Origin of the sequence: Nostoc sp. NMS2, from assembly GCF_017115105.1 — a bacterium.
Lineage (GTDB): Bacteria > Cyanobacteriota > Cyanobacteriia > Cyanobacteriales > Nostocaceae > Nostoc.
Genome location: NZ_JABXKH010000161.1, coordinates 20,309 through 32,912 on the forward strand (window position 1 = coordinate 20,309; position 12,604 = coordinate 32,912).

The following is a 12,604-nucleotide window of genomic DNA, read 5'->3' on the forward strand; positions in this document are numbered from 1 at the left end:
AAGTAAAGATAACTCAGATGTATAATTGGCGCGTCTCCTCCATAATCTTTAACAAGATTGTGATTTAAGACTGGTAGGCTTTCTATTTTTTACTTTAATTAAGGGGCTTATGTGGCAACAAGAAAAAAAAGATACTTCGATAATCAGGCTGATACTATGGGTTGCTTTAGCTACAACTCCTATGGCAGCAGGTTTGCTGGTGTCAGAACCCATACTGGCGCAATCTAAAACTGAGTCTCCTTCTTTTACACTGCCGCAAACAGTGCAGAATGGAACGACAATTCGGATTGATGGTTCAAGTGGCTTGAGTGCAATCAACCAAAGCCTGAAAGAGAATTTTGAAAAACAGTTTTCGGGTAGTAAAGTTGAAGTTGCGGCTAATGGCACTGATACAGCACTGAAAGATTTGCTCGATGGCAAAATCGACATCGTAGCAATGGGGCGTGGGTTGACACCAGCAGAAAAAGCCCAAGGACTAGAGCAAGTCCGCTTGCACCGTGAGAAGATTGCGATCGTGGTCAGCGCAGATAATCCTTTCAAAGGAAGCTTGACTAGTAAGCAATTTGCCCGAATTTTCCGAGGACAAATTACAAATTGGTCACAACTGGGAGGGCCTCCAAGAAAGATTCGGTTAATCGATCACCCGAACACAAGTGAGACTCGCAATACTTTTCGCACTTATCCAGCCTTCAAGACTGCTGAATTTGCTACAGGGTCTAATGCCACCCAACTAACTGAGGATAATACCGCAGAAATCATCAAACAACTGGGTAAAGATGGCATTAGCTATGTGTTAGCTAATCAGGTGTCGAAGCTGCAAAATGTGCGAGTTCTGCAATTACATCAAGCCTCGCCAGATGATGCAAAATATCCCTTCTCGCAACCTTTAGTTTACGTCTACAAAAAAAATCCCAGCTTAAGCATAGTAGATTTTCTTGGCTTTACCCTTGCACCCGCAGGACAGCAGGCTATAGAACAAGCGAGAACAGCTGAAGCAACTGCGATCGCAACCAACGTATCACAACCTATTGTCTCCCCTTCCCCCATTGCCGAAACAACACCTGCTGTTACAGCTTCCCCTAGTACTTCTGCATTTGGCGAACAGCCTTTTGTCGCTCCTGCCACCGCACAAAAAAGTCCAATTGTCAACAAAGAAGTACCATTTTGGGTACTGCTACCTTTGTTCTTTGTTAGTATAATTGCAGCGTTGACCTGGTGGACTCTCGGTAAAAAACCATCATCCACTGATAAAACAGACAACTTACCAGAATCCAATCCTTATCCACCCGGTACAGAAGATGGAGAGACAGCAGTACTTAATGCCAGTACAGCTGCCTCCATTAACGGAACGATACTTGAAGAGCAGCCAGTTCCACACTTCCAAGAGCAAGAAACCCCCGATCGCACTTCTTTCAATATCTATGCTCAAACCCAATCTGAACTGGCTGAAAATGGTACTCATGGCACATCCAATTTAGTCCAAGAGGCAACTAATGGCACTTCTAACCTCTATGAAGGCACAACCTCTACTGTCACCAATGGATCGGGAGCCGCAGCTTTAACTGGTGGTGCGGCTTTAGCAACAGGCATCGGAGCGGCTACCTGGTCTACCTTTAACAATAAAGGAACAGGAGCAAACGCAATCGATGAGACGGTCGAGCTAAATAATTATACTGAGACAAACACATCCGACTCTGATGAGGTTGCATGGGACATAGAAGCCCCAGCAGCTGTAGTAAATACTCCATATCCTCACTTGGGTAATCTTCCCGAAGAAATATCTTCTGATGGAGAACTGCCTTTATCTGAGGTAACAGCCCCACTGCCAGAATTACCAGATGTGCCAGAAGTAACATCTGATTTGGAATATTGGGACACAGAAATTGCTGAAGATGAAATAGATGAGGAACTTCAAGCAGAATTGAACTGGCTACAGAGTATCACCTCAACTGAAGATACAGCTTCAGTTGATGAATTGCCCTTACCAGACTCTGGCGAAGTGGAACCTTCACCGTCACCAACATCTTCACTGCTCAATTTGCCAGAATTGCCAGATGTAGATGTATTCAATGTGGTAGCGGATGCAGCCGAACCTCCTATCGAGGTGGTAGGCGAAGAATCTCAGACAGAGCCAACTGTTGGTGAAGGTGCTGCTGAAAATGACTCCATAGATTTTGCAGGCGTTGCGGCTTTAGCAGCAGGCGCAGGGATTGGAGCCTGGGCGATTAATCTTGGATTGGATACTAAAGAAGAAACTAATACTACGGTTGACAATGTGCCAATTGCAGCCGAAACAGATATCCACTTGGTAGATGCAGATGAAGAAAGCAGTATTGTGCTAACACCACATACTTCTACATCAGCTAATGTCTCTTGGAAAATTTCTGAAACCAAGAAAGCAGAACTGTGGCAACAAGGCGGCTCTCATTTGGTAGTGCGGCTGTATGATGTGACTGGCATTGACTTGAGTTATCAAACTCCCCAGCTTATCCAGCAGTATGAATGTACAGAGACAGCACACGATCGCTTGGTAGAGATTCCCGTCAACGATCGCGACTACATAGCTGAAATTGGTTATATCGCTTATGGCGAGTACTGGTTATTTATCGCCCGTTCCGCAGTTGTTCGTGTCTTCAGTCCTGTGAATCCAGATCCCATAGTTGATCGTGTGGCGAACACAGCCGAAACAACTATTGGTTTGGTAGATGCAGATGAAGAAAGCAGTATTGTCCTCACACCACATACTTCGACATCGGCTCATGTCTCTTGGGAAATTTCCGAAACCAAGAAAGCAGCACTGCGACAACAGGGCGGCTCTCAATTGATAGTGCGGCTCTATGATGTAACTGGGATTGACTTAAGCTATCAAATTCCCGAACTTGTAAAGCAGTACGAATCTGAAGAGTCAGTAAACGACGGAATGGTGGATGTTCCCGTGAGCGATCGCGATTATATAGCCGAAATTGGTTATCTTGCTGATGGCGATGCCTACGGCGGTGAACTACGCTGGTTATTCATCGCTCGTTCAGCAATTGTTCGTTTCTTCAGTCCTGTGCATCCAGATCCCATAGTTGATAACGTGGCGATTGCGGATAAAACAAATATTCACTTGGGAGAAGCCCAAGAAGAAAGCAGTCTTATCCTCACACCTCGCACTTACCAATGGGCTGATGTCTCTTGGGAGATATCCGAAACCAAGAAAGCAGAACTGCAACAACAGGGCGGCTCTAAATTGGTAGTGCGGTTGTATGATGCAACTGGAATTGACTTGAGTTATCAACATCCTCAGTTTGTCCAGCAATATGAATGTGAAGAGACTGCAAACGATCGCTTTGTGGAAATTCCCATCAGCGATCGCGATTACATAGCCGAAATTGGCTATGTCGCTGATGGCGATGCCTACGGCGGTAAACTACGCTGGTTATTTATTGCCCGTTCTGCGATCGCTCATGTCTTCAGTCCGGTTCATCCAGATTCCACCGTTGAAAATGGAGCATTACCAAGCGAAAAAGCTTTTAACTTGGTAGACGTAGAAGTTAATAGCAGTGAAGAAGAAAGCAAAATCCTGCTCACACCCCGCACTCCCAAGTGGGCTTATGTCTCCTGGCACATTTCCCAGACTCAGAACAAAGCGCTGCAACAACAGGGCGGCTCACAATTGGTAGTGCGGCTTTACGATGTAACAGGGATTGACTTGAGTTATCAAAGTCCCCAGCTTGTACAGCAGTATGAATGTGAAGAAGTAGCCCGCGATCGCTTTGTGGCGATTCCCGTGAGCGATCGTGACTATATGGTTGAAATTGGTTATATAGCTGATAGCGATGCCTACGGCGGTAAACAACGTTGGTTACTCATCGCCCGTTCACCTAATGTTCGCATTTTCAATCGTTCCCACGAAGATTTTTGGTTTGTGGCAGATGCTGAGTTGATTATTCACGGAGCAACCCAACCAAATACAAGCGTAAACATTGCCGGACATCCCATCAAAATCAAACCCGATGGTACTTTCCACCTGCGTCTTCCCTTTTCAGATGGTTTAATGGACTATCTCATAACAGTAGCTGCTGACGGGGAATCCACTAGAACCATCCATAAAAAGTTCTCTCAGGAAACTTCAGAAAGCTAGCAATTATCCTAAATTATCCCCTCTCACCTTATTCTTCTCTTTACGGGGTAATAGGGAGAGGGGATTTTATTATATATAGCGGTTTTCGGATGGATGGAATACACTACTCTAATCCTTAATCCTCTAGTCCCTTTCCTTGACCAAAGTGTATTTTACACAACCGACAAGCGTTATATTTTGGTTAAGGTTACGCAATGCGACAGTTCTTGGGAGAGAGTTAATTTGCTTGCTCAAAGTCTTGCATAATATAAATCATTGCCCTAGCTTTTACTTGCGGAAAACACCAAAATGAGAAAGCAAACTGGAGTTTGAATAAGTAAAAAGTCATTTTACTTGCGGAAAACACCAAAATGAATAAGTCAAATGACCTTTTGAGTAAGTCAAATGCCATTTTGATAAAGCATTTCAGTATTTTGAGTAGGTCAAATGCCATTTTGATAAAGCAATTAGGCATTTTGATAGAGTAATCAGCAAATATACCTAGCAGGAAAAGTTAAACGCCTAAGTACTGGACTATTTACCAAGCATCATATTGAAGATAAATATCAGATTTTTATAGCTGATGAGGCGTTGGAGCAAATTCTAGATTTAAATTGCCCCTACAGCCTGTAGTTTTGCGTAAGTCTTATATAAAAGCATTAGGACTTGCTGTAACAATCAAAATAACGATTATTTATGCAAAAATTGGCTGTAAATTTAAAATAAAACCAGGTAAAACATCTTCACCAGATAAACTTGTAGGAGATTGTAAAACTTCTGGTGCAAGATTTGGACGATAAATAATTACTTGTTTATCTTTGGGATTAATTAACCAACCAAGTTGTAAACCATTTGCTAAGTATTCTCGCATCTTGGCCTGAGTGTCCTCGACATCATCACTTTCAGAAACCAATTCTACTGCAAAGTCTGGGCACAAGGGGAGATATTTTTTTCTTTGTTCTGATGTGAGAGCATCCCAACGTTCCATCTTTACCCAAGAAGCATCAGGAGAACGAGTTGCACCATTAGAAAGTTTAAAACCAGTAGAAGAATCAAAAGCTTTTCCTAAATTGTTTTGACAGTTCCAAAACCATAGTTGACCTAACAAATCAAAATTACGGTTTCCTGTTTCTCCTCCAGTGGGTGACATGATTACCAATTCTCCTTCAGCAGTTAATTCCAAACGCAACTCTTTATTCACAGCAACAATCTGTTCAAATTCTTCATCCGTAAATTTGAGATTAGGAGGTAATTGTAAAGTTAAAGCAGTCATAATTAATTCCGCTCCACAAAATTCTAGTTGCGTTAGAGGATGTTTTAAAAGTGTTTCACTGTGACTTTAAGTACTTTTAGATCCCCCGTAAATCCCCCTTTTAAGCTCCGGTGTACACACAAGTCTGCTCACCTGATTCCATATCGTTTTGATCCCCCCTAACCCACGCCAGTCGCTCCACTTGGGGGTTTCCCCCATGAGCAGGTGGCATGGATTTAGGGGGATCTTCAACGATTTTGGTTTTATACAAAGACTTGTGTGTACACCGGAACTAAAAAGGGGGGAACCAGAATCAAAGTCTCCCAATTTATCGGGAGATTTAGAGGGATCTAAAACTTTTGATACCGACAAGAGGACTTTTCAAACATCCTCTTACACCCATGCGCTGCCAATAGCGAAGACTAAACCTCTACCTCTACTTTATCTAACAGAATTCAGGAGTCAGGAGCAAAGCCGGAGACGCTCCGCCTCCGGTCAGAATACAGTAAGCGTAGGCGCAGCCCAAACTAGGCATCGCTAGCCCAAATCCTCATCAAAGCTACTGAGTAAACCTTGGTTATATCTTAGACGACCTACTAAGTATCTATGCTCTGAGTGCAAGATTCGCTGAAAATTCATTTCTTTAGTTTATCTAAAGTCGCATCTAAGTTATCAAATTACCTTTCTAAGATAGAAGCAGCAACCATAAGTTGCCATACACGATTAAAACCCAATTAACAGCTAGTGGCTGCGGAGAACATAAAAATGGCTAAAACGCCAGAATCCTTAGAATCTTCTATCAATGAAATTACAGATAGAGCTTTAGATCGTGATTGTACAACCTTATCTCGTCACGTCCTCCAGCAACTTCAGAGTTTTTCGCCCGATGCCCAAGATTTAAGTGCGCTGATGAGTCGCATCGCCTTAGCAGGTAAACTGGTTGCTCGCCGCATGAGTCGCGCTGGTTTAATGGAAGGCGTTCTCGGTTTTACTGGGGAAGTTAATGTCCAAGGAGAATCCGTCAAGAAGATGGATGTCTACGCCAATGATGTGTTTATCTCAGTGTTTAAGCAAAGCGGCTTAGTCTGTCGCCTCGCTTCTGAGGAAATGGAAAATCCCTACTATATCCCCGAAAATTGCCCCATTGGTCGTTATACCCTGTTGTATGACCCAATTGATGGCTCATCCAATACTGATAATAATCTCAGCTTGGGTTCCATTTTTGCCATTCGCCAACAAGAAGGAAATGATAGCGATCGCAAAGCAAGCGATCTGCTCACCAATGGACGGAAGCAAATTGCTGCCGGATACATCCTGTATGGGCCATGCACAATGCTGGTTTATACTATAGGTAAAGGCGTTCATTCCTTTGTTCTCGATCCCAGCTTAGGAGAATTTATTCTCACAGAAGAAAATATTCGGATTCCTAACCACGGTTCCGTTTACAGCGTGAATGAAGGTAACTTCTGGCAGTGGGAAGAATCGATTCGAGAATACATCCGCTACGTTCATCGCACAGAAGGCTACAGCGCTCGTTATAGCGGCGCAATGGTGAGCGACATCCACAGAATTTTGGTTCAAGGCGGCGTGTTCCTCTACCCAGGCACAATTCAAAACCCAGAAGGGAAATTGCGCTTGCTTTATGAAACCGCTCCTCTCGCCTTTTTGATTGAGCAAGCAGGCGGCCGTGCTACTACAGGATTGGTAAATATCTTGGATGTAGTGCCGAAAAAACTCCATCAGCGCACACCTTTAATTATTGGCAGCAAAGAAGATGTCGCAAAGGTAGAGTCTTTTATTCAAAACGGACACTAGAAGACGATTCGTAATTCGTAATTCGTAATTCGTAATTCGTAATTATTGTTACGTAAGGGTTTTAGACGTTTTATAAGGGTGACTTATTTTCTCTGTGCTGTACTCTCATCTGCCATTAATTAAACGTTAATCATGGTGATTTAGGATTGGGAATGCACAATAGCGTTTTTTGAAGATCAAGAAAAGATTATCTCAGCTGGCCGATGCGATAAGTAATTGGCAACGCCACAATTCAAAAGTAACCATCAATATTTGATGCGTTTTGCCAACTTTACTTAGAAACATCACTATACAGGAGTGAAATAAATTAGCTATGTCTACCAATCATCTACTAGAAATTAAGCAATACGGTCAAAGTATCTGGATGGATAATTTGAGCCGTGACATTATTCAATCAGGTGAACTCAAAAACCTGGTTGAAAATCAAGGTATTTCTGGGATTACCTCTAACCCAGCTATCTTTGAAAAAGCGATCGCAGGTAACGTCATTTATGATGCCGATATAGAAGCCGGAGTTCGCGCTCACTTACCGACATACAAAATTTACGAATCCCTAGTTTTTGCAGATATCCGTAATGCTTGTGATATTTTACGCCCTGTTTATGAAGCCTCGAATAGACTAGATGGTTATGTGAGTATCGAAGTCCCACCAACTATCGCCCATGATACTGAAGCCACAATAAAGGAAGCTCGGCGATATTTCCAAGAAATTGGTCGGGAAAATCTGATGATTAAAATTCCTGGTACAGAACCTGGTTTGCCAGCAGTGGAGCAAGTAATAGCCGAGGGGATGAATGTCAATATTACGCTGTTGTTTTCTGTAGAAAGCTACGTAAACACAGTTTGGGCTTATATTCGTGGCTTAGAAAAACGACTGGCTGAAGGTAAAGACATCAGTAGAATTGCTTCAGTCGCTAGCTTCTTCCTCAGCCGAATCGATAGTAACATTGATGGCAAAATAGATGCTAAGTTGAAAAAAGGCGTTGATGATATTGCCGTGGAAGCAAAGCTAAAAGCTGTGAAAGGAAAAGTAGCGATCGCAAACGCCAAGGTAGCGTACCAAGAATACAAGAAAATCATTAGAAGTGAGCGTTGGCAAGAGTTGCTAGCAAAAGGGGCCACAGTACAACGGCTACTTTGGGCTAGTACCAGCACAAAAGACCCCAACTACAACGACGTGATGTATATCGAAGAGTTGGTTGGCCAAGATACCGTTAACACCGTACCACCAGCGACCATTAAAGCTTGTGCCGATCATTGTAACGTGAGCGATCGCTTAGAAACAGACGTAGATAAAGCTTACACGCTGATCGAAAACCTCAAAGATCCCGACATCAACATCGATCTCGATGCCGTCATGGATGAACTGTTAGATGAAGGTATCGACAAATTCATTCAGCCCTTCCAGTCCTTGATGAACTCTTTAGAAGACAAGATCAAGGTATTGTCACCAGTGTAGGGGGTGGGTATTGGGAATTTTGGATTTTGGATTTGCGATTTTAGATTGAAGTCCAATTCAAAATTGCAAATCTCAAATCGTTTCCCAATCCCAATCCAAAATCCAAAATCCAAAATCCAAAATCCAAAATTCCTATGGTTAGTCTGCTAGAAAATCCCTTGCGCGTTGGTCTGCAACAACAAGGGATGCCTGAACCCCAGATTATAGTTATCTTTGGCGCTTCTGGTGATCTCACCTGGCGCAAACTAGTGCCAGCACTTTACAAATTGCGGCGAGAACGGCGCATTCCGCCAGAGACTACCATTGTTGGCGTAGCCCGTCGAGAATGGAGCCATGAATACTTCCGCGAACAAATGCTGAAGGGCATGGAAGAGGCACATCCTGATGTTGATTTAGGGGAACTCTGGCAAGACTTCTCACAAGGTCTGTTCTACAGTCCTGGGGATATAGACAACCCCGAAGGCTACCAGAAACTAAAAACTTTATTGAGTGAATTAGACGAAAAACGGGGCACGCGAGGCAATCGTATGTTCTACCTCTCCGTTGCCCCCTCATTCTTTCCCGAAGCTATTAAGCAGCTAGGAAGCGGCGGGATGCTAGAAGATCCCTACAAACATCGTCTAGTAATTGAAAAACCCTTTGGTCGGGACTTGGCTTCTGCCCAAAGTCTTAACCAAGTGGTACAGAAATATTGCAAAGAGCATCAAGTATATCGTATTGACCACTACTTGGGTAAAGAAACAGTCCAGAATTTGCTGGTGTTTCGCTTTGCCAATGCGATTTTTGAACCCTTGTGGAATCGTCAATTTGTTGACCACGTGCAAATTACCGTAGCAGAAACCGTGGGCGTAGAAGACCGGGCTGGTTACTATGAAAGCGCCGGCGCACTGCGGGATATGTTGCAAAATCACCTCATGCAACTTTACTGCCTAACGGCGATGGAAGCACCCAACGCAATGGATGCCGATAGCATCCGCACAGAAAAAGTGAAAGTACTTCAAGCTACTCGTTTAGCTGATGTTCACAATCTGTCGCGGTCAGCAGTCCGTGGGCAATACAGTGCTGGCTGGATGAAAGGTCAAGCAGTGCCAGGGTATCGGACAGAACCAGGCGTTGACCCCAACTCCACCACACCCACTTATGTAGCAATGAAGTTTTTGGTGGATAACTGGCGTTGGAAAGGTGTTCCTTTCTACTTGCGGACTGGCAAGCGGATGCCGAAAAAAGTGAGTGAGATTGCGATTCACTTCCGCGAAGTTCCATCTCGGATGTTCCAATCTGCCGCCCAACAGACAAACGCCAATATTTTGACAATGCGGATTCAACCAAATGAAGGTATTTCCCTGCGTTTTGATGTGAAAATGCCGGGGGCAGAATTCCGCACCCGTTCCGTTGATATGGACTTTAGTTATGGTTCCTTTGGCATCCAAGCAACATCCGATGCCTACGATCGCTTATTCCTTGATTGTATGATGGGCGATCAAACATTATTCACACGGGCGGACGAAGTAGAAGCAGCTTGGCAGGTAGTAACACCAGCCCTTTCCGTTTGGGATGCACCCGCCGATCCTACTACTATTCCCCAATACGAAGCCGGTACTTGGGAGCCAGAACAAGCAGAACTCTTAATTAACCAGGATGGCCGTCGCTGGCGCAGACTCTAAATATTAGTCATTAGTCATTAGTCACTAGTAAAAACAAATGACCAATGACCAATGACCAATGACAAATGAAAAATGACAAAATCCAAAATCTCCTATGGCTCTCCAAACTTCTACAATTTTTTCACTCCAAGCACCGAAAGATATTTCGCTTAACGAAATAGATGCGGAACTGAATCAAATTTGGCAAAGCTATGGCATAACTGGCGAGGACGGTGGACTCCCCAGTGCTACTAGGGCAACAACATTTACTTTAGTAGTCTACGAACCAGAAGAAACTCAGTATTTGTTGGCTGCTTTAGGATTTTACAACGGCCCAATTGATGGCATCTTAGGGCCACAGATGGCAGCAGCATTGCGGGAAGCGCAAAATAAACATGGTTTACCACAAACCGGAACAGCAACACCAGAAACTCTGACTGTATTACGAGAAGAATTCGCTAAAGGTCAGCGAGGTGGGTCTGGGGGGGAACATCCTGCTGCTGGATTAAATAGCGGCAGCCCCAGAATTGCCGATGAAATCGCTCTCCGCAACCCCTGCCGCATCATTGCGCTATTTCCCATTGCTGGCGAAGATGAAGGAGTTAAGGCTCAAGTTTCTGCCTATTGCCCCATTCAAAAGCAATCATCAAGCACACTTATCTGCTGCGAATATATTACTCTCAGTGGTACTGCTGCTGCCTTAGAACGCATCGGTGGCATGATTCCAGCATTGTTGATTGGCGGTTTGCCGAAGTTTCTCTGGTGGAAGGCGACACCAGACCCTAACAACGGTCTATTCAAGCGTCTAGCAGCAATCTGTAATAATGTCATTGTAGATTCTTGCAACTTTAACGAGCCAGAAAGTGATTTACTCCGCCTAGAAGAGTTGGTAGAAACTGGTGTACCTTTAGCTGATTTGAACTGGCGTCGCCTCGCATCATGGCAAGAATTGACAGCTGAAGCCTACGATTCTCCTAAGCGTCGCGCCGCCCTCAAAGAAATTGACCGCGTTACGATTGATTACGAAAAAGGCAACCCTGCCCAAGCTTTGCTGTTTTTGGGTTGGCTGGCAAGTCGGTTAGACTGGCAGCCAGTTTCTTATCAAAAGGAAAGCGGTGATTATGATATCACTCGCATCCATTTTATTTCTCAAGATCAGCGACAAGTAGAAGCCGAGTTAGCAGGAGTTCCGGTTGCTGATGTGGGCGATATTATTGGTGACTTGATTGCCTTGCGCCTCAGTTCGACAAATCCCCAGGCAGACTGTGGTACAGTTATCTGCTCGGAAACTGGTGGTTGTATGCGGATGGAAACACATGGTGGTGCCCAATCTGCCGGTCTGTTTCAACAGGTAACTTCACTTTCGGAACAAAAAGCCGAAGCATTACTGAGTCAGCAGGTGCAACGCTGGGGTCGTGAGTCCCTTTTTGAAGAAAGTCTGGGAGTGACAGCAAATATTTTCAAATTGGCGAATTAACTTAGACCTAACCCCTCTACCCTGCTTTCCGACGCAGGAAGCAGGGTGTTTTCATAAAAACTACAGTTCAGTTAAGGATTTATGAGCTTAACTGAACTGTATTGCTTTTTAAGGGAGATTTAGAGGGATCTAAGGCAATACTGTTCGGTTTAGACAAGAGACGCGATGAATCGCCGTCTTTACAACAATCAGTCTTTCGTCTTGACGGCGATTTATCGCGTCTTTGCGATCTAGAATTTTCATCAAAAAACCTTAACCGAACCGTATTGGGATCTAAGGGACTTCCAAATAAAAAACATCCCAAATTTTCTTGTGGGATGGGCATCTTGCTCGTTCCAGATTTAGGGCGCTCATGTTGCCCACCCCACAAGATGGATAATTTATTTCTTGGAAGCCGGGCGACTAGAAGTCGCGGCTACACAAACAAAACCCACCTGCGTGGGTTAAAAACCTTGATTTTGTATTAGTCCACCTCGGTGGACTTGGTTTGTGTAGTAGCGATGCTCTATTCTATTCGCCCAATACTTTTCAAAAATTCTCTAAAGCTTTTGATGCCAATTAGAGGATGTTTGAAAAGTCTTCTAATTGGTAAGAGGCTGATTACACTATTATATATTGCTAGCTATCTTGACAGGCTTTTTCATAATTTAAGGGAGCATCCCAAATGTGCAAGTTTATTTTTATAGGGTATTTGGAATTAGACTAGGAATGAAATAACGAACCGCCAAGGACGCAAAGAACGCAAAGGAAAGATGTTTGTACAGAGTTTTTGTGCCAGTTCTGTGCCTTTTAGCAAAATTGGGATGCTCCCTAATTTAACTATCTAATTTGACTATATGACAAAAGTAATGGT

The 12,604-nt window shown here is 43.8% G+C and carries 6 protein-coding genes; 5 read left to right on the forward strand and 1 reads right to left on the reverse strand.

The features are described 5' to 3' along the window. Nucleotides 1–109: 109 nt before the first annotated feature. The gene (locus HWQ36_RS29405; RefSeq protein ID WP_292709436.1) at nucleotides 110–4,126 is read left to right on the forward strand and encodes a DUF4912 domain-containing protein; all 4,017 of its coding nucleotides are present in this window, start codon (nucleotides 110–112) and stop codon (nucleotides 4,124–4,126) included. A gap of 673 nt (nucleotides 4,127–4,799) precedes the next feature. On the opposite strand, the gene HWQ36_RS29410 is transcribed toward HWQ36_RS29405, so the two are convergent. Next, nucleotides 4,800–5,378 (reverse strand): Uma2 family endonuclease, encoded by a 579-nt coding sequence (locus tag HWQ36_RS29410; protein WP_292709438.1) that lies wholly within the window; start codon nucleotides 5,376–5,378, stop codon nucleotides 4,800–4,802. A 744-nt stretch (nucleotides 5,379–6,122) separates the two neighbouring features. Here HWQ36_RS29410 and fbp point away from each other — a divergent pair. The 4 genes from fbp (at nucleotide 6,123) to opcA (ending at nucleotide 11,751) form a co-directional block, all read left to right on the forward strand. After that, on the forward strand, nucleotides 6,123–7,172 hold the full coding sequence (fbp, locus tag HWQ36_RS29415; protein ID WP_292709440.1) for a class 1 fructose-bisphosphatase: 1,050 nt from the start codon (nucleotides 6,123–6,125) through the stop codon (nucleotides 7,170–7,172). A 313-nt stretch (nucleotides 7,173–7,485) separates the two neighbouring features. Continuing rightward, nucleotides 7,486–8,631: a transaldolase gene (tal, locus tag HWQ36_RS29420; protein WP_292709441.1), complete on the forward strand. Its 1,146-nt coding sequence runs from the start codon at nucleotides 7,486–7,488 to the stop codon at nucleotides 8,629–8,631. A gap of 134 nt (nucleotides 8,632–8,765) precedes the next feature. Beyond that, the gene (gene zwf / locus HWQ36_RS29425; protein ID WP_292709442.1) at nucleotides 8,766–10,295 is read left to right on the forward strand and encodes a glucose-6-phosphate dehydrogenase; all 1,530 of its coding nucleotides are present in this window, start codon (nucleotides 8,766–8,768) and stop codon (nucleotides 10,293–10,295) included. 94 nt (nucleotides 10,296–10,389) lie between these two features. Then, entirely contained in the window at nucleotides 10,390–11,751 is a 1,362-nt protein-coding gene (gene opcA, locus HWQ36_RS29430; RefSeq protein WP_292709443.1) for a glucose-6-phosphate dehydrogenase assembly protein OpcA, read from the forward strand. Nucleotides 11,752–12,604: the final 853 nt, after the last annotated feature.